This window comes from Diaphorobacter sp. C33 (assembly GCF_030503915.1).
Taxonomy (GTDB): Bacteria; Pseudomonadota; Gammaproteobacteria; order Burkholderiales; family Burkholderiaceae_C; genus Diaphorobacter; species Diaphorobacter nitroreducens.
Map to the genome: position 1 here is coordinate 3,635,186 of NZ_CP129980.1, position 17,926 is coordinate 3,653,111.

The 17,926-nt window shown below is 67.1% G+C and carries 15 protein-coding genes; 11 read left to right on the forward strand and 4 right to left on the reverse strand.

Annotated elements, in window-relative coordinates; genetic code table 11:
* The first annotated feature begins 63 nt into the window (after positions 1-63).
* The 9 genes from QY917_RS17160 (at position 64) to QY917_RS17200 (ending at position 11,429) form a co-directional block, all read left to right on the forward strand.
* Positions 64-1,644: an ABC transporter substrate-binding protein gene (locus QY917_RS17160; RefSeq protein WP_123675000.1), complete on the forward strand. Its 1,581-nt coding sequence runs from the start codon at positions 64-66 to the stop codon at positions 1,642-1,644.
* Between the two features lie 149 nt (positions 1,645-1,793).
* Entirely contained in the window at positions 1,794-2,777 is a 984-nt protein-coding gene (locus QY917_RS17165) for an ABC transporter permease (RefSeq protein WP_012655668.1), read from the forward strand.
* A 1-nt stretch (position 2,778) separates the two neighbouring features.
* Positions 2,779-4,005: a M20 aminoacylase family protein gene (locus QY917_RS17170; protein WP_123675001.1), complete on the forward strand. Its 1,227-nt coding sequence runs from the start codon at positions 2,779-2,781 to the stop codon at positions 4,003-4,005.
* A 40-nt stretch (positions 4,006-4,045) separates the two neighbouring features.
* Positions 4,046-5,617 (forward strand): ABC transporter substrate-binding protein, encoded by a 1,572-nt coding sequence (locus QY917_RS17175; RefSeq protein ID WP_123675002.1) that lies wholly within the window; start codon positions 4,046-4,048, stop codon positions 5,615-5,617.
* Between the two features lie 47 nt (positions 5,618-5,664).
* Entirely contained in the window at positions 5,665-6,576 is a 912-nt protein-coding gene (locus QY917_RS17180; RefSeq protein ID WP_011804140.1) for an ABC transporter permease, read from the forward strand.
* A 178-nt stretch (positions 6,577-6,754) separates the two neighbouring features.
* Complete coding sequence (locus tag QY917_RS17185; RefSeq protein ID WP_012655671.1) at positions 6,755-7,732, forward strand: ABC transporter ATP-binding protein; 978 nt, start codon at positions 6,755-6,757, stop codon at positions 7,730-7,732.
* Entirely contained in the window at positions 7,729-8,763 is a 1,035-nt protein-coding gene (locus QY917_RS17190) for an ABC transporter ATP-binding protein (RefSeq protein WP_047350968.1), read from the forward strand. Before QY917_RS17185 ends, QY917_RS17190 begins: the two co-directional genes overlap by 4 nt.
* A gap of 179 nt (positions 8,764-8,942) precedes the next feature.
* On the forward strand, positions 8,943-10,856 hold the full coding sequence (locus tag QY917_RS17195) for a bifunctional UDP-sugar hydrolase/5'-nucleotidase (protein ID WP_011804143.1): 1,914 nt from the start codon (positions 8,943-8,945) through the stop codon (positions 10,854-10,856).
* A gap of 78 nt (positions 10,857-10,934) precedes the next feature.
* A complete protein-coding gene (locus QY917_RS17200; protein WP_011804144.1) occupies positions 10,935-11,429 on the forward strand; it encodes a YbhB/YbcL family Raf kinase inhibitor-like protein in 495 nt (164 codons plus the stop codon).
* Between the two features lie 206 nt (positions 11,430-11,635).
* Here the strand turns inward: QY917_RS17200 and QY917_RS17205 are convergent, their stop codons facing one another.
* Together QY917_RS17205 and zwf are read right to left on the reverse strand one after the other, a co-directional pair.
* On the reverse strand, positions 11,636-12,481 hold the full coding sequence (locus QY917_RS17205) for a MurR/RpiR family transcriptional regulator (RefSeq protein WP_088887581.1): 846 nt from the start codon (positions 12,479-12,481) through the stop codon (positions 11,636-11,638).
* Entirely contained in the window at positions 12,475-13,950 is a 1,476-nt protein-coding gene (zwf, locus tag QY917_RS17210; protein WP_123675003.1) for a glucose-6-phosphate dehydrogenase, read from the reverse strand. The genes QY917_RS17205 and zwf overlap by 7 nt, the downstream gene beginning before the upstream one ends.
* Positions 13,951-14,145: 195 nt before the next feature.
* On the opposite strand from zwf, the gene tal reads away from it, so the two are divergent.
* Together tal and pgi are read left to right on the forward strand one after the other, a co-directional pair.
* Complete coding sequence (tal, locus tag QY917_RS17215) at positions 14,146-15,096, forward strand: transaldolase (protein ID WP_012655675.1); 951 nt, start codon at positions 14,146-14,148, stop codon at positions 15,094-15,096.
* Positions 15,093-16,709 (forward strand): glucose-6-phosphate isomerase, encoded by a 1,617-nt coding sequence (gene pgi, locus QY917_RS17220; protein WP_123675004.1) that lies wholly within the window; start codon positions 15,093-15,095, stop codon positions 16,707-16,709. Before tal ends, pgi begins: the two co-directional genes overlap by 4 nt.
* A gap of 30 nt (positions 16,710-16,739) precedes the next feature.
* Here the strand turns inward: pgi and QY917_RS17225 are convergent, their stop codons facing one another.
* Together QY917_RS17225 and QY917_RS17230 are read right to left on the reverse strand one after the other, a co-directional pair.
* Positions 16,740-17,720: a GGDEF domain-containing protein gene (locus QY917_RS17225; RefSeq protein ID WP_302078108.1), complete on the reverse strand. Its 981-nt coding sequence runs from the start codon at positions 17,718-17,720 to the stop codon at positions 16,740-16,742.
* Positions 17,690-17,899: a hypothetical protein gene (locus QY917_RS17230; protein ID WP_302078110.1), complete on the reverse strand. Its 210-nt coding sequence runs from the start codon at positions 17,897-17,899 to the stop codon at positions 17,690-17,692. Before QY917_RS17230 ends, QY917_RS17225 begins: the two co-directional genes overlap by 31 nt.
* Between the last annotated feature and the right edge of the window lie 27 nt (positions 17,900-17,926).

The window sequence follows — 17,926 nt, forward strand, 5'->3', positions numbered from 1 at the left end:
TCCCTTTGCCAGTGGCCACGGCCACGCTGCCATAGTCGCTCCTTTCTATAAAAGAGGATTCCCATGCGAATCAATGCCTTGATCCTTTCTCTTGCGGCGGCCTGCGTGGCAGCCGTGGCTCCAGCGGCGCATGCCAAGACCTTCAAGTGGGCCAGCCAGGGCGAAATCGCCACCTGGGATATCCACTCCCAAAACAACGCGCTGCAAAACGCCATCCATTCGTATGTGTACGAAAGCCTGGTCTACTACAACAGCCGTACCTTCGAGGTCGAGCCCATGCTGGCGACGGCGTGGCGCGAGGTTAGCCCCACACAAGTGCGTTTCACGCTGCGCCAGGGCGTGAAGTTCCACGATGGTTCCGCCTTCACCGCCGATGACGCCGTGTACTCGCTGCAGCGCGCCATGTCCAAGACATCGAACTACACGCCGTATGTGCAAGGCATCGACAAGGTGGTGAAGGTGGATGCGCAGACCATCGACATCTTCCTCAAGTCGCCCAACCCCGTGCTGCTGCGGCAAATGACCGAGTTGCGCATGATGAGCAAGGCCTGGGCCGAGAAGAACCGATCGGTGGAGCCGAAGGACATCAAGGGCACCGATGAGAACTTCGCCCATCGCAACGCCATGGGCACGGGCCCCTATACGCTGGAGACATGGCAGCCCGACGTGAAGATGGTCTTCAAGCGCAATCCGAACTGGTGGGGCCAGATGGAAGGCAATGTGACCGAGATCGTCTACACCCCCATCAAGTCGGCGGCCACGCGCATTGCCGCCCTGCTGTCGGGTGAGGTGGACCTGGTGCTGGACCCCTCACCGCAGGATCTGCCCCGCCTGCGCTCGTCGGGCACCATCAAGGTGGTGGACGGACTGGAGAACCGCACCATCTTCCTGGGCATGGACCAGTTCCGCGACGAACTCGTGGGCTCCAACATCAAGGGCAAGAACCCCTTGAAGGACCTGCGCGTGCGCAAGGCGCTGTACCAGTCCATCGACGCCAATGCCCTCACGCGCAACATCCTGCGCGGCCTGGGCAAGCCGACGGGTACCCTGGTGGCGCCGCAGGTCGCAGGCTGGTCGGAGGCCGTGGGCAAGCGCATGCCCTACGACGTCGAGGCCGCGAAGAAGCTGCTGGCCGAGGCCGGCTATGCCGACGGTTTCGAGGTGGACTTCGCCTGTCCCAACAATCGCTACATCAACGACGAGGCCATCTGCCAGGCGGTCACCGCCATGTGGGCGCGCATCGGTGTGAAGGCCAAGCTGCGCACGCTGCCGCTGGTGACCTACTTTCCCATGATCCAGCGCAGCGAAGCCAGCATCTACATGCTAGGTTGGGGCGTGCCGACCTTTGACGCGCTGTACAGCCTGCAATCGCTGGTGCGCAGCGTGGGCACTGGTGGCGATGGCAACTACAACGTGGGCCGCTATCGCAATGAGCGCATGGACTACCTGGTGGACCGCATCAAGGCCGAGACGGACGCTCCGGTGCGCGCGCGCATGCTGACCGAGGCGCTGCAGCTCTCCAACGACACGGTCTCGCATCTGCCGCTGTACGACCAGGTCATCCCCTGGGCCATGAAGAAGAATGTGGAGCTGGTGCATCGCGCCGACAACCGCATCGACATGCGCACCGTCAAGGTCCAGTGAGCGGCCGTGCCATAACGTACCGCCTGCGTGCGGAAAGCACCCGCGCAGGCGAACCACGGCCAGGCTAAGCACCCGGCCGCTGCGGGGACGAGCCTTGGCTGCGCCCCGATGCCTGCTAGCATGGCCCGACATCTTGCAAAAGCCCGAGAATGCTTGCCTTCATCCTGCGCCGACTTATCCAGGCCGTGATCGTCATGGTCGCCGTGGCCTTCATCTCGTTCATGCTGTTCCAGTTCGTGGGCGACCCCGTGGTCTTCCTACTGGGGCAGGACGCCACGCCCGAGCAGATCACCGAGATGCGTGCTGCCCTGGGGTTGGACCAGCCATTCATCGTGCAGTTCTGGCACTTCCTGGTGAATGCGGCGCAGGGCGAATTCGGGCTCTCCCTGCGCCAGGGGGCCAAGGTCTCGCGGCTGATCGCCGAGCGCTTCCCGGCCACGCTGGAGCTGGCGCTGGTGGCCGCCTTCATCGCCCTCGCGGTGGGCATGCCCATGGGGGTGTATGCGGCGCTCAAGCGCGGCACCTTCACCAGCCAGGTGTTCATGACGCTGTCGTTGCTGGGTGTGTCGCTGCCTACGTTCCTGATCGGCATTTTGCTGATCCTGGTGTTCTCGGTCACACTCGGGTGGTTCCCGAGCTTTGGGCGCGGTGATGTCACGCAACTGGGCTGGTGGAGCACGGGTTTGCTCACGGCCAAGGGTTGGCACCACATCACGCTGCCGGCCATCACGCTCGCCATCTTCCAGCTCACGCTGATCATGCGCCTGGTGCGCGCCGAGATGCTGGAAGTGCTGCGCACCGACTACATCAAGTTCGCCCGTGCGCGTGGCCTGACCGACCGCGCCATCCACTTTGGCCATGCGCTCAAGAACACGCTGGTGCCGGTGATGACCATCACCGGCCTGCAACTGGGCGGCCTGATTGCGTTTGCCATCATCACCGAGACGGTGTTCCAGTGGCCCGGCATGGGCCTGCTGTTCATCCAGGCCGTGACCTTTGCCGACATCCCCGTGATGGCCGCTTACCTCTGCCTGATCGCGCTGATCTTCGTGGTCATCAACCTGGTGGTGGACCTGCTGTACTTCGCCGTGGACCCGCGCCTGCGCGTGGGCGGCAAGGCGGGAGGGCACTGACATGCAGGCCGTGCAGCAGCGCTTGAAGGCAGGCGGACGCGCTTTCGCGCACATCGCGCAGTACCACCCGGAGCTCACCGCATTCCGCCGCGACCTGCATGCCCACCCCGAGCTGGGCTTTGAAGAGGTCTACACCAGCGCCCGTGTGCGCGAGGCGCTGCGGCACGCTGGCGTGGACGAGGTGCACGAAGGCATCGGCCGTACCGGCGTGGTGGGCATCATCCACGGCCAGGGCCGCAGCAGCGGCAGCATGATCGGTCTGCGGGCCGACATGGACGCGCTGCCCATGGCCGAGCACAACGATTTCGCCTGGAAGTCCTGCAAGAGCGGCCTGATGCATGGCTGCGGCCATGATGGGCACACGGCCATGCTCGTGGGTGCAGCGCGCTACCTGGCGGCCACGCGCCATTTCGACGGCACGGCGGTGCTGATCTTCCAGCCCGGCGAGGAAGGCCTGGGCGGTGCGCGCGTGATGATCGAGGACGGGCTCTTCGAGCGCTTTCCCGTGCAGTCGGTGTACGCCATGCACAACTGGCCGGCCATGCGGCCCGGCACCGTGGGTATCAACAGCGGCGCCATGATGGCGGCGGCCGACCGCGTCACGATCGAAGTGACCGGGCGCGGCGGCCACGGTGCGCATGCGTACCAGACGGTGGACGTGGTGCTGGTGGCCGCGCACATCGTCACCGCCGTGCAGGGGATCGTCTCGCGCAACGTGCGGCCGCTGGAGAGCGCAGTCATCAGCCTGTGCGCGGTGCAGGCGGGCGACATGGGCGCGTTCAGCGTGCTGCCGGGCACGGCCACGCTGGTGGGTACGGTGCGCACGTTCGACCCCGCCGTGCAGGAGATGGTGGAGCGCCGCATCAAGGAGCTGTGCAACGCCATCGCACTGGGCTTTGGCGCTACCGCCACCGTTCGCTACGAGCGCATCTACCCTGCCACCATCAACACCGAGAGCGATGCGCGCTTCGCAGGCGACGTGGCTGCGTCGCTGGTGGGCGAAGAAAACGTGGACCGCGACCTGGAGCCGAGCATGGGCGCGGAGGACTTCTCCTTCATGCTGCAGGCCCGGCCCGGCGCCTACCTGCGCCTGGGGCAGGGCATGGGCGCTGGCAACAGCACCTTGCACAACAGCCGCTACGACTTCAATGACGACGTGCTGCCCCTGGGCGCGGCCCTGCATGCCGGCCTGGTCGAGCAGGCCATGCCCCTGGGGCAAGCGCAGTGAGACCGCACGGTACAGCAGCATGATGCGGAGCACCGTCTGGATGCGAAATATGGCCCTGACGCTTGTACTGCAAGCGTTAGCAGCTATATTTTTAGTAGCTAATGCGCAAACCATCCGTGTGGCCAACCAGGGCGATGCGCTGTCGATGGACCCCCATGCGCTCAATGAATCGCTGCAGCTCAGCCTGACCGGCAATGTGTACGAGCCTCTGGTGGGACGCAACAAGGATCTGAGCCTGGTGCCTGCGCTGGCGCTGGCCTGGCGTGCGACCACCCCCACCGTATGGCGCTTCGAGTTGCGCCGCGGCGTGTCCTTCCACGACGGTGCGCTTTTCACGGCCGACGATGCGGTGTTTTCGCTGCGGCGCGCGCAGTCCGACGGCTCGGACATGCGCAGTTACCTTAGCGGCGTGCGCGAGGTGCGCAAGCTGGACGCGCACACCATCGAGATCGAAACCCGCGAGCCCACGCCGCTGCTGCCGGCCCTGCTGTCGCACGTCTACATGATGAATCAGCGCTGGAGCGAGGCGCAGGGCATCGCGCAGGTAGGCGACGCGCGCGGGGCCGCGGGGCACGCCGCCGCGCTGCGCGCCAACGGCACGGGGCCGTTCCGACTGGCCGAGCGCCGCCCGCAGCAGCGCACCGTGTTCGAGCGCAACATGCGCTACTGGGGCACCATCGAGAGCAACGCACGCCAAGTCGTCTTCCTGCCCATTCCGGACAACGAGGCGCGCGTGGCCGCGCTGCTGGCCGGCCGCGTGGACGTGATGGAGCCCGTGCCTGTGCAGGACATCGAACGCGTGAGCGCCGCCGGACTTGTTCGCGTGGTCACGGGGCCCGAGCTGCGCACCCTGTTCCTGGGCATGGACCAGCACAGCGACGAGCTGCCGTACGCCAGCGTGCGCGGCGCCAACCCCTTTAAGGACCGGCGCGTGCGCCAGGCTTTCTACCAGGCCATCGACATCGATGCGCTCATCAAGAACGTGATGCGCGGCGCTGCCACGCCGGCCGCGCTCATCGTGGGACCGGGCGTCAATGGCTTTCAGCCCGACGTCAAGCGGCTGCCGCACGACGTGGCGGCCGCGCGCGCGCTCATGGCGCAGGCCGGCTATGGCGAGGGCTTCGCGCTCACGCTGGACTGCCCCAGCGACCGCTATGTGAACGACGCGGCACTGTGCACCGCCATCGCTGCACAGTTGGCGACCCTGCAGGTGCGCGTGACGGTGCGCGCGGAGCCCAAGGCGCAGTACTACCCGCGCATCCTGCGACGCGACGCGGGCTTCTACCTGATGGGCTGGACGCCCTCCACCTACGACGCACACGGTGCGCTGAACGCGCTGGCGGCCTGCCCGCGCGGAGAGGGCGCGGGCCACTTCAACCTGGGGGGCTATTGCAACCCGCGGCTGGACGCGTTGTTGCTGCAGGTCCAGACGCAGACCGACAAGACCCGGCGCGACGCGCTTCTGCGCGAGGCTTTGCTGCTGCAGGCCGCCGACATTGCCTACATCCCGCTGCACCAGCAGGCCCTGGCCTGGGGCGTATCCAAGAAGATCCGCCTGGTGCAGATGGCCGACAACACCATGCCTTTCAAGTGGATGGGCGTGGGCCCCTGACCGTACGACCTTGCCGCCTTCTCCCTTTTTTGCCTGACCCTTCGCCCATGAAACAAACGCTCTTGCGCTGGTACGACAGCGACGTGGCCCACAGCTTTCGCACCTCGCCCGTGGCCATCATCGCGGCGCTGATTGCCGCCGTGTGCGTGTTCTGCTCCATCTTTGCCGGCTGGGTGGCGCCACACAACCCGTTCGACCTGAGCACGCTGGAGCTGTCGGATGCGCGCTTGCCGCCCGTGTGGCAGGCCGAAGGCACCTGGAAGTACGCCCTGGGCACCGATGACCAGGGCCGCGACATCCTTTCGGCGCTGATCTACGGCGCGCGCATCTCGCTGGTGGTGGGCCTGGCCTCCGTGGCGCTGTCGGTCGTCGTAGGCGTGGCGCTGGGGTTGGTGGCGGGCTTTCGCGGCGGATGGGTGGACGGCGTGCTCATGCGCCTGTGCGACGTGATGCTGTCGTTCCCCGCCATCCTGATCGCGCTGCTGATTGCCGGCGTGGGGCGTGCGGTGTTCCCCAACGCGCCCGATTCGCTGGCCTTCGGCGTGCTGATCCTGTCGATCTCGCTCACGGGCTGGGTGCAATACGCGCGCACCGTGCGCGGCTCCACGCTGGTGGAGCGCAACAAGGAATATGTGCAGGCCGCGCGCGTCACCGGCGTTTCGCCGCTGCGCATCATGCGCAAGCATGTGCTGCCCAATGTGCTGGGGCCGGTCATGGTGCTGGCCACCATCCAGGTGGCCACGGCCATCATCACCGAAGCCACGCTGTCCTTCCTGGGAGTGGGCGCGCCGCCCACGTCGCCCTCGCTGGGCACGCTGATCCGCATCGGCAACGACTACCTGTTCTCCGGCGAGTGGTGGATCACTGTCTTCCCCGGCGTGATGCTGGTGCTGATCGCGCTGTCCGTGAACCTGCTGGGCGACTGGCTGCGCGATGCACTCAACCCGCGCCTGCGCTGAAAAATGAACCACAACCCCCTGAGCAGCTGGGCCTCTTCCCCTTTTTCTCGCTTCACCGCGCGCTGCGACAAGGGGAACGACGCCAACGCGGCGGGGCGGCCCTTGTGCGGCGTTTGCTGGCATGGGCTGCGCCCGTTTCGAGCGCTGTTGACTGCGCGCAGCGCGATGGAAAACTGATATGTCCTTGTTAGAAGTCCACAACCTCGTCGTCGAATTCCCTGGCCGCCGCGGCACGCTACGCGCGCTGGACAACGTGTCGTTCTCCATCGCACCGGGCGAGATCCTGGGTGTGGTGGGCGAGTCCGGCGCGGGCAAGTCGCTCACGGGCGCGTCCATCATCGGTCTGCTGGAGCCGCCGGGGCGTGTGGCCTCGGGCCAGATCGTGCTGCAGGGCCAGCGCATCGACAACCTGCCGCACGAGCAGATGCGCCACATCCGCGGGCGCAAGATCGGCGCGATCTTCCAGGACCCGCTGACTTCGCTCAACCCGCTGTACACCGTGGGCCAGCAACTGGTGGAGACCATCCTCACCCACCTGCCCATGAGCGCCGCGCAGGCGCGCCAGCGGGCCATCGACCTGCTCAAGGACACCGGCATTCCCGCGGCCGAGCAGCGCATCGACCACTACCCGCACCAGTTCTCGGGCGGCATGCGCCAGCGCGTGGTGATTGCCCTGGCGCTGGCGGCCGAGCCGCAGCTCATCGTGGCGGACGAGCCCACCACGGCGCTGGACGTGTCCATCCAGGCGCAGATCATCCAGTTGCTCAAGAGCATCTGCAAGACGCGCGGCGCGGCCGTGATGCTGATCACCCACGACATGGGCGTGATCGCCGAGACCTGCGACCGCGTGGCCGTGATGTACGCCGGCCGCGTGGCCGAAATCGGCCCCGTGCACGAGGTCATCAACCAGCCCGCCCACCCCTACACCGCCGGCCTCATGGCGTCCATTCCCGACATGGAGCAGGACCGCGAGCGCCTCAACCAGATCGACGGAGCCATGCCCCGCCTGAACGCCATTCCCGAGGGCTGCGCCTTCAACCCGCGCTGCCCGCGCGCCTTCGACCGCTGCCGCCAGGCGCGCCCCGACCTCATGCCCGCCGGCGCTACGCAGGCCGCCTGCTGGCTGCACGATGTGACGAGCGAGGTGGCTGCATGAGCTCCACGACGACCACCACCGCACCGCTGGTGCAGGCGCATGACCTCGCCAAGACGTTCGATGTCTCCGCGCCCTGGCTCAACCGGGTCATCGAGCGCAAGCCGCGCGCGCTGCTGCATGCGGTGGACGGCGTGGGATTCACGATCGAGCGCGGCAAGACGCTGGCCCTGGTGGGCGAGTCCGGCTGCGGCAAGAGCACCGTGGCGCGCCTGCTGGTGGGGCTGTACGAGCCCACGCGCGGCGGCCTCACCTTCGACGGGCAGGACGCGCACGCCGCTTTCAAGGGCAAGGATGCGCGCGCCATGCGCCGGCGCATCCAGATGATCTTCCAGGACCCCTATGCCAGCCTGAACCCCCGATGGCTGGTGGAGGACATCATCGGCGAGCCCCTGCGCGAGCATGGTCTCATCACCGACGCTGCACAGCTCAAGAAACGCGTGGGCGAACTGCTGCAGTCCGTGGGCCTGTCGCCGCTGGACATGGCCAAGTACCCGCACCAGTTCTCGGGCGGGCAGCGCCAGCGCATCTCCATCGCGCGTGCCCTGGCCACCGAGCCCGAGTTCCTGGTGTGCGACGAACCCACCAGCGCGCTGGACGTGTCGGTGCAGGCGCAGGTGCTCAACATCATGAAGGACCTGCAGCGCCAGCGGCAGCTCACCTACCTGTTCATCAGCCACAACCTGGCCGTGGTGCGCCACGTGAGCGACCAGGTGGGCGTGATGTACCTGGGCCGGCTGGTGGAGCTGGCCGACAAGAAGGTGCTGTTCGAGAACCCGCGCCACCCTTACACGCGCATGTTGCTGGACGCCATCCCCAAGATGCACGACACCGGCCGCGCGCGCACGCCCGTGCAAGGGGAGGTGCCCAACCCGCTCAACCCGCCGCCGGGCTGCGCGTTCAACCCACGCTGCCCCTACGCCAACGACCGCTGCCGCACCGAGCGCCCCCAGCTCATCGATGACGGCGGCACGCGCGTGGCCTGCCACGGCGTGCAGGAAAAACGCATCCCGTTGGCGGAGTTGGCGGTATGAGGGCTTGATAGAAAAACGGCCCTAACGCTTGTACAGCAAGCGGTAAATGCTCTTTTTATGTGAGCAAAAAGGGGCCGCACGACCCCTGTTCTACGGGCGCGCGCGTGGGGCTTTCACGGCGCTGTCATCCTTGCTTCCCACCATCTCCACTCTGTAACGATTCAACAGGGAGCGAGAACATGGGTTCGTGGATGCAATGGGCCAACAAGCCCTACGGGCGGCGGGTGCGGATGGGCGCGGTGGCGCTGGCGGCGTGTGGCGTGCTGGCGGCATGCGGCGGCAACGATGACGACGAGGCCCAGCCGCTGGAGCTGACCGTCCTGCACATCAACGACCACCACTCCACGCTGGACGCCAAGTCCAAGACGCTGAAGCTGTCCACGGGCGGCGCCGCGCCCGTGGACGTGGCCGTCGAAGCCGGTGGCTTTGCGCGCGTCACCGCGGCCTTCGACAGCCTGGCCAAGGCCGCGGGCGCCAACGTGCTCAAGCTGCATGCGGGCGACGCGCTCACCGGCACGCTGTACTTCAACCGCGCGGGCGCGGACGGCGAGGCCGATGCCGCGCTGATGAACACCGTGTGCTTCGACGCCTTCACGCTGGGCAACCACGAGTTCGACAAGGGTGACGCGGGCCTCAAGGGATTCCTGGACCTGCTCAAGAAGGGGTCCTGCAAGACGGCGGTGCTCAGCGCCAATGTGAAGTTCGGTGCCGGCTCGGCGCTCAACGCCACCAAGGCGCCCGGTTACGTGCAGCCTTCCACCGTGGTGGAGCGCAGCGGCCAGAAGATCGGCATCGTCGGCCTGACGATTGCGGGCAAGACCAAGGCCTCGTCCAGCCCCGACGCGGACACCACCTTCGAGGACGAAGTCACGGCGGCGCAGCGTGAGATCGACAAGCTGCGCGCCCAGAGCATCAACAAGATCATCGTCATGAGCCACGTGGGCTATGGCTACGACAAGGAAATCGCCGCCAAGCTCAGCGGCGTGGACGTGATCGTGGGCGGCGATTCGCACACGCTGCTGGGCCCCGACGCGCTCAAGACCACGGGCGTGGGCACGCCCAGTGGCGCCTATCCCACGCGCGTGACCGACAAGGACGGCAAGAACGTCTGCGTGGTGCAGGCCTGGGAATACGCGCAGGTGGTGGGCGAGTTGAAGGTGCGTTTTGACGGCAAGGGCGAGGTCACGCAGTGCAGCGGTACGCCGCATGTGCTGATCGGTAGCGACTTCACCATCAACAAATTGCCCCCGACCGACGCCGAAAAGAAGGCTATCGATGCGGACGTGGCAGCCAAGGGCTTTCTGCGCGTGACGCAGCCAGCCGCCGCTGCCACCACGGCGCTGCAGCCGTTCAAGGACCGCGTGGCCGTTTTCAACAAGACCAACGTGGCGGTGGTGCCGAAGGAGTTGTGCTTCCGCCGCGTGCCGGGCAATCCCGGCTCGGGCGGCTCCAGCCCCACATGCAACGCCGAGGGCAGCGTGCATCTGCGCGGTGGCGACATCCAGCAGCTGGTGGCGCAGGCCTACGTGGACGAGGGCAATGCCAAGTACGGCGGCGCCGACATCTCGCTGCAAAGCGGCGGCGGTGTGCGCATTGCGCTGGACGGCACGGTGACAGCAGCGCAGGTGATCCAGGTGCTGCCCTTCGGCAACATGCTGTTCCGTCTGGACGTGACCGGCGCGGAGGTGAAATCCATGCTCGAAGACGGCCTGGAGGCCGTGTTCAAGGCGGGCGGCTCGACCGGGCCCTATCCCTACACCGGCGGCCTGCGCTTCGATGTGAACGCCTCGGCCGCCTTCGGCCAGCGCGCCTCCGGTCTCGAAGTGCGCAACGCCGCCACCGGCACCTGGGGGCCGATCGATCCGGCCAAGACCTACAGGCTCTTCGTGTTGAGCTTCAACGCCACGGGCGGCGACGGCTACAAGACGCTGGCGGCCGTGCCCGCGGCGCGGCGCCTGGACATCGGCGTGCTGGATGCCGATGTCTTCTTCAGCTACATCGACAAGCAGCCGCGCGACGCCGCCACCGGCCTGCCCGTGCTGAACCGGCTGCCGCACGAGCTCTACAGCACCAAGAGCTTCGCGGGGCAGTGACGGGACCAGTGAAGTGAACGGCGGGAATGCGCGGGCATACTGACAGTTTCCCGTCAACGAACCCCAGGAGTACCGCGCATGACCGCCTTCACCCTCACCAGTCCCGACATCGCCGACGGCAGCACCATTGCACAGAGCTTCGAGTTCGACGGCTTTGGCTGCAGCGGTCGGAACCAGTCGCCCGTGCTGCGCTGGAGCGGCGCGCCCGAGGGCACGAAGGGCTTTGCCGTGAACGTGTACGACCCCGACGCGCCCACGGGCTCGGGCTTCTGGCACTGGTATGTGATCGATCTGCCGGCTTCGGTGAGTGAGCTGCCCGCCAACGCCGGCGCCAAGGGCGGCGCCCACCTGCCGGCTGGCGCGCGCCAGATCCGCAACGACTACGGGCAGTACGCCTGGGGCGGCATGTGCCCGCCGCCGGGCGACAAGCCGCACCGCTACATCTTCACGGTGCATGCGCTGTCGGTGGAGCGTATCGATGTGCCCGACGACGCCCCCGCCGCGCTCGCCGGCTTCATGGTGAACGCCCACACCCTGGCCAAGGCGAGCTTCACCGCCACCTACGGGCGCTGAAACGACGCTCTGAAAAAGAGAGCTGTTACCGCTTGTTATTGCTTGATTTCAGATGCTTTTGTGCCTGAAATCCAAGCAGGACAGGCGGTAGCAGCTATTGTTTTTGTGCTTCCCCATAGGGCGCACGGCATGGAACTGGCGCGCCCCATCCCAGCAACCGCCGCGCAGCGGGCTTGGCCCGGGCGCAGCCGCTCAGGGGGGTGCCCTCAGGTATACCGCTTGGCCCGCAGGTTGTTCTTCATCTGCTGCAGCACCGGCTGCAGCGGCTCGCCGATGCGCAGCGCCACGCAGGTGGCGACCACGTCGATGATGAGCAGGTGCAGCAGGCGCGAGACCATGGGGCTGTAGCGGTCATAGCCCTCGGGGTGGTCGGCCGCCAGGTGGATGCGGCAGGTGTGTGCCAGCGGAGAGCCGCTGGCGGTGATGGCGATAGTGGTTGCGCCGTTCTTGCGCGCGATGTCGGCTGCGTCCATCAGGTCGCGTGTGCGGCCCGAGTTGCTGATGATCACCGCGCAGTCGCCCGGGCCCAGCAGCGTGGCGCTCATCACCTGCATGTGGCCGTCGCTGGTGGAGATGCTGGTGATGCCTAGGCGAAAGAACTTGTGCTGCGCGTCCTGCGCCACGATGCCGGAGTTGCCCGCGCCGTAGAACTCGATGCGCCGCCCCGTCTGCCAGGTGCTGGCGATGGCCTCGGCCGCACGCTCCAGCGCATTGGTACTGGCGGCGTTGCGGTACTGCAGGAAGGCGGCCACGGCGTTGTCCACCACCTTCACCAGCACGTCGTTGGTCTTATCGTCGGCGTCCACGCTGCGGTGGATGAAGGGCACGCCCTCGCTCACACTGCCGGCCAGCTTGAGCTTGAAGTCCGCCAGGCCGTCATAGCCCATGCTGCGGCAAAAGCGCACCACTGTCGGCTTGCTGACGCGCGCGCGCACGGCCAGCTCGCGCACCGGCAGGTGGGCAAAGGCGCGCGGGTCGTCCAGCACGAGTTGGGCCACGCGCTGCTCGGCGGGGGCGAGCGATGGCAGGGAAGCGGTGATGCGGTCTAGCATTCTTCCATCCAGGTGTGTCCTTCGCGGGCCACCAGCGCGCTGGCGGCGCTGGGGCCCCAGCTGCCAGCGGCATAGGGGCGTGGGCCTTCGCCACGGGCGTCCTGCTCGGCCCAGGCCTGCATGATGGGTTCCACCCAATGCCAGGCGGCTTCCTGTTCGTCGGCGCGCACGAACAGATTCAGGCGCCCGGCGATCACGTCCAGCAGCAGCCGCTCGTACGCTCCCACGCGCTGGCTGCCAAAGCGCTGGTCGAAGTCCAGGTCCAGCTGCACGGGCGCCAGCGCCTGGGCTTCGGAAATGCGCATGCCGCGCTTTTCCTGCCCCGCGGCAAACAGGTGCAGCGCCACGCCGTCGCGCGGCTGCAGGTGGATCACCAGGCGGTTGGCTGCGCCCAGCGGCGTGCGGTAGATGGCGTGGGGCGTGGGGCGGAAGTTGATGGCGATGTGTGCCTCGCGCGCGGCCAGGCGCTTGCCGGTGCGGATGTAGAACGGCACGCCCGCCCAGCGCCAATTGGCGATCTCGGTGCGCAGGGCGACGAAGGTTTCGGTGGTGCTGCCGGGCGCCACGCCGTCCTCGTCGGCATAGGCGCGCACGCCCTCGCAGGCCGTGGTGCCGGTGGAATACTGGCCGCGCACCACGTCCTGCAGCAGCGTGGCGGGTGTCCACGTACTCAGCGAACGCAGCACCTTGAGCTTCTCATCGCGGATGGCATCGGCATGGGCGTTGATGGGCGGCTCCATGGCGATCGCGCACAGCAGCTGCAGCGCGTGGTTCTGCACCATGTCGCGCAGCGCGCCGGTCTGGTCGTAGAAGGCGCCACGCTGCTCCACGCCCAGCTGCTCGGCCATAGTGATCTCGATGCTGGCGACGGTCTCGCGCCGCCACAGGGGTTCGAACAGCGCGTTGCCAAAGCGCAGCGCCAGCAGGTTCTGCACCGAGGGCTTGCCCAGGTAGTGGTCGATGCGGAAGATCTGCCGTTCGTCGAACACGCTGCGCACCGCGGCGTTGATGGCACGGTTGGAAGCCAAATCGTGCCCCAGGGGCTTTTCCAGCACCACGCGGGTGGCGGGCGTCGCCAGGCCGGCAGCGCCGAGCTGCTCGCAGACGGTGGTGAACAGCGCGGGCGCGGTGGCCAGGTACATCACCACCGTGTCGGCGTGGCGCTCGCGCAGGCGCCGCGCCAGCAGGGCGTAATCCTCTGGCTGGGACAGATCCATGCGCTGGTACTGCAACACCGCGGCAAAGCGTTCGAATTCTTCGTCGCTGGGGCGCTTTTCTCCCTCCACATCGGCAAAGCGCCGGGCAATCAGCGCGCGGTAGTCATCGTCGCTCAGCGCGTCGCGCGCCACGCCGATGATGCGTCCCTGCGGCGGCAGGGACCCGTGGCGAAAGGCCTGGAACAAGGCAGGCAGCAGCTTGCGCCAGGCGAGGTCGCCCGTGCCGCCGAAGAGGACCAGATCAAAGCTCATGAGCCAGCTGCGGTGATGTGTAGAGGGTTGATCGATGGGAAAACGGTGCCCGCATGGGGCGCCATATCCAGTGCACGATGTTATCGAGTTTCATGGTCGGCATTGACCGACACGGGGCGGGCCGTGGCCGCGCATACACTTGCCGGTTCGCGCCGGGGCTGGGCTCCCCGCGCCTTTCTCCCTGGACAACACGCCATGAACCAACTCGACGCGCTCAAGCAGTACACCACCGTGGTGGCCGACACCGGCGATTTCAAGCAGCTGGCCCAGTTCCAGCCGCAGGACGCCACCACCAACCCCTCGCTGATCCTCAAGGCCGTGCAAAAGCCCGAGTACGCGCCGCTGCTCAAGGACTGCGTGACGCGCTGGCATGGCCGCGCCATCGACGAGTTGATGGACCGGCTGATCGTGCGTTTCGGCTGCGAGATCCTGTCGATCATCCCTGGGCGCGTGTCCACCGAGGTGGATGCACGCCTGTCGTTCGATACCGCGGCGACCGTGGCGCGTGCGGAGCGCATCGTGGAGCTGTACCAGGCCGAAGGGCTGCACATCGACCGCGTGCTCATCAAGATCGCCGCCACGTGGGAGGGCATCCAGGCCGCGCGCCAACTGGAGCAGCGCGGCATCCACACCAACCTTACGCTGCTGTTTTCGTTTGCACAGGCGGTGGCCTGTGGTCAGGCGAAGGTGCAGCTCATTTCGCCCTTCGTCGGACGCATTTACGACTGGTACAAGAAGCAGGCCGGCGCAAACTGGGACGAGGCCGCCATGGCCGGCGCCAATGACCCGGGCGTGCAGTCCGTGCGCGCCATCTACAACCATTACAAGCACTTCGGCATCGGCACCGAGGTCATGGGTGCGAGTTTTCGCAACACCGGGCAGATCGTCGCGCTGGCGGGCTGCGACCTGCTGACCATCGCCCCCGAACTGCTGGCCCAACTGGCCGCCAGCGATGCACCGGTGGCACGCGTGCTCGACCCCGAGGCGGCACGCCGCGTTGCGCTGCAGCCGGTGCAGTACGACGAGGCGGGCTTTCGCTATGCGCTCAATGCCGACGCCATGGCCACCGAGAAGCTGGCCGAAGGCATCCGCGCATTTGCGGCGGACGCGGCCAAGCTGGAACAACTGATGCAAGCCGCTGCATGAATTTTGACGATCCCCGCACCCGCTGCGACCACACGACCGCGTGGCAGCGCCTGCGTGCCCATTACGAAAGCGCCGGCCGCAGCTTCGACCTGCGCGCCGCATTTGCGCAGGATGCGCAGCGTTTCGAGCGTTTCAGCCAGGACGCTCCGCATGTGTTTGCGGACCTGTCCAAGAACCTGATCGACGCGCCCACCGAAGCGCTGCTGCTGCAGCTGGCGCGTGAATGCGGCGTGGTGGCCTACCGCGATGCGATGTTCGAGGGCCGGCCGATCAACAACACCGAGCAGCGCGCGGTGATGCATTGGTTGTTGCGAAAACCGGCTCCAGGGCATACAGGTCAAGCGCAAGCAGCTATCGATACAGTAGCGCCTGAAATTGCCTCTGCCTTGCACGACGTGCACGCCACGCTGGAGGACATGCTGGCCCTCGCCGAGCGCGTGCGCGCTGACGATGGCATCACCGACATCGTGAACATCGGCATCGGCGGCTCGGACCTGGGGCCGGCGATGGTGGTCAAGGCACTGGACGATCTGCGCCACCCGGGCAAGCGCCTGCACTTCATCTCCAACGTGGACGGCATGGAGCTGGGCAGCCTGTTGCGCCAGCTGCGGCCCGAAAGCACGCTGTTCCTCATTGCGTCGAAGACCTTCACCACCGCCGAGACCATGTCCAACGCACAGGCGGCGCGTGCATGGTTCCTGGACCAAGGCGGCAGCGAGGACGCGCGGGCGCGGCTGCCGCTGGCGCGCCATTTCTATGCACTGACGACCAACCTGGAAGCGGCGGCGCAGTTCGGCATCACCACCACGTTGGGCTTCTGGGACTGGGTGGGCGGACGCTATTCGCTGTGGTCCGCCATCGGGCTGCCAATTGCCATTGCCGTGGGTGCGCCGCACTTTCGCGCACTGCTGGCGGGTGCACATGCGATGGACGAGCATTTCCGCACCGCGCCGTTGGAATCCAACCTGCCCGTGCGGCTGGCGCTGCTGGACCTGTGGTACCGCAATTTTCACGGCTTCTCCAGCCGCAGCATGGCACCTTATAGCCATGGCCTGCGCCGCCTGCCCGCGTACCTGCAGCAACTGGAGATGGAGAGCAACGGCAAGGGGGTGGACGCGCACGGTCAGCCGCTGCCCTATGCCACTTCTGCCGTGGTCTGGGGCGAGCCGGGCACCAATGGGCAGCATGCGTTCTTTCAGATGATCCACCAGGGGCCCGACACCGTGCCCGTGGAGTTCATCGCGCTGCGCGAGCCGGGGCGTGATTTGCCGGACCAGCACCCGCGTCTGGTGGCCAACGCTTTGGCCCAGGCCCGGGCGCTGATGATGGGACGGCCCGAAGAGGCCGACGGCCACCGGCGCTTCAGCGGCAACCGACCGAGCACATTTCTGGTGCTGGAGCGTCTGGACCCGGCGTCGCTGGGCGCGCTGATCGCGCTGTACGAGCACCGCGTGTTCACCAGCGGGGCGCTCTGGGGCATCAACAGCTTCGATCAGTGGGGTGTGGAACTGGGCAAAGGCATCGCCAAGGATCTGGAGCCGCGTCTGGCCACGGGTGATGTGCAGGGGCTGGACCCGTCCAGCGCGGGGCTGTTGCGCCGTCTGGCGGCCTGAAACGGGGTGCGCTTCCTGCTCTGACGGGGCTCAGGCGCGCGCTCCCTGGGGCATGGCCGGCGCATCATCTACAGGCGCCGGCTGGAGTTCTGGAGCCAGGGCGACCCGGTTGCGGCCCTGGTCCTTGGCGGCGTAGAGCGCCTGGTCGGCGCGCTCCAGCGTTTCCTGGGGTGACGAATGGGGCAGGTGCAGCGCCAGGCCGGCGGACATGCTCAGGCGCAGGCCCGGCGGTGCGTTGGGCACGGGCAGGGCAGCGATGGCTTCGCGCGTGCGCTCCAGCAGGGTCTGGGCGCTGCGTGGTTCGATGTCGCTGAGCAGCAGCAGGAACTCGTCGCCGCCCCAGCGCGCCAGCACATCGGTTTCGCGCACATTGGCGCGCAGGGCGTCGGCGAACACCCGCAGCACATGGTCGCCCATGGCGTGGCCGTGGTGGTCGTTGACGCGCTTGAAATGGTCCACATCGATCATGGCGAACAACAACGTGCCCTGCCCGCGACGGCGCCGCCGGCACTCCAGCTGGATCAGCTCGACCATGGCGCGGCGGTTGTACAGGCCCGTGAGCTCGTCGCGCATGGCCAGCGCGCGGTTTTCCGCGAGGGCTTCGGCCAGCGCCTCACGTTGCCGGTCCAGGCGCTGGCGCATCTGCTGCACGCGCAGGTTCACCACCATGCACCCGGCTAGCACGATCAGGATCATGGCTGCGTAGGCGCCATCCATGACGTCGAACGTCGTCGCGTAGAAACGCGGCGAGACGACCACCGCCGCCGAGAACGCCGCCATCGCGTAGAGCCCGATGCCCACGACCTGGCGCGGCGGCAGGCCCAGCGCACCGAAGAACAGGATCATGGCCAGCACGGAGGGCACCACGCCTCGGCCTTCCCCTGCCAGCACGTAAGCCACGGCGCCGCTAGTAATGGTCCACGCCATTTGCACCAGGGTCAGGGACGGATCGCGCAGCCGCTCGGACCAGCCGGTGCGGATCAGCAGCGTGATGACTGCGAGCCCCCCCACCGAAAGTGCCGCCGCACAGCGTCCAGGTGGTGGTTTGCGCTGGGGTGGTGCAGCAACAGCATTACCAGGGCGCTGGAGCTCATCAGCAGCAGCGCGAGCAGCGCCATGCCGACGCGCACACGCCGGTAGGGGTCGCGGGAGAGGATGCAGGGAAAGAGACGGCGAGGGGTCGTGTGCATGGCGGAGGCTCCTGCGAAGGGCCGTGC

Excerpts from the sequence above, each read along its gene's own strand:
- pgi (WP_123675004.1), top strand. The coding sequence starts at position 15,093 with ATGAATTTTGACGATCCCCGCACCCGCTGCGACCACACGACCGCGTGG.
- QY917_RS17185 (WP_012655671.1), top strand. The coding sequence starts at position 6,755 with ATGTCCTTGTTAGAAGTCCACAACCTCGTCGTCGAATTCCCTGGCCGC.
- tal (WP_012655675.1), top strand. The coding sequence starts at position 14,146 with ATGAACCAACTCGACGCGCTCAAGCAGTACACCACCGTGGTGGCCGAC.
- QY917_RS17180 (WP_011804140.1), top strand. The coding sequence starts at position 5,665 with ATGAAACAAACGCTCTTGCGCTGGTACGACAGCGACGTGGCCCACAGC.
- QY917_RS17195 (WP_011804143.1), top strand. The coding sequence starts at position 8,943 with ATGGGTTCGTGGATGCAATGGGCCAACAAGCCCTACGGGCGGCGGGTG.
- QY917_RS17190 (WP_047350968.1), top strand. The coding sequence starts at position 7,729 with ATGAGCTCCACGACGACCACCACCGCACCGCTGGTGCAGGCGCATGAC.
- QY917_RS17175 (WP_123675002.1), top strand. The coding sequence starts at position 4,046 with ATGCGAAATATGGCCCTGACGCTTGTACTGCAAGCGTTAGCAGCTATA.
- QY917_RS17200 (WP_011804144.1), top strand. The coding sequence starts at position 10,935 with ATGACCGCCTTCACCCTCACCAGTCCCGACATCGCCGACGGCAGCACC.
- zwf (WP_123675003.1), bottom strand. The coding sequence starts at position 13,950 with ATGAGCTTTGATCTGGTCCTCTTCGGCGGCACGGGCGACCTCGCCTGG.
- QY917_RS17165 (WP_012655668.1), top strand. The coding sequence starts at position 1,794 with ATGCTTGCCTTCATCCTGCGCCGACTTATCCAGGCCGTGATCGTCATG.
- QY917_RS17170 (WP_123675001.1), top strand. The coding sequence starts at position 2,779 with ATGCAGGCCGTGCAGCAGCGCTTGAAGGCAGGCGGACGCGCTTTCGCG.
- QY917_RS17160 (WP_123675000.1), top strand. The coding sequence starts at position 64 with ATGCGAATCAATGCCTTGATCCTTTCTCTTGCGGCGGCCTGCGTGGCA.
- QY917_RS17230 (WP_302078110.1), bottom strand. The coding sequence starts at position 17,899 with ATGCACACGACCCCTCGCCGTCTCTTTCCCTGCATCCTCTCCCGCGAC.
- QY917_RS17205 (WP_088887581.1), bottom strand. The coding sequence starts at position 12,481 with ATGCTAGACCGCATCACCGCTTCCCTGCCATCGCTCGCCCCCGCCGAG.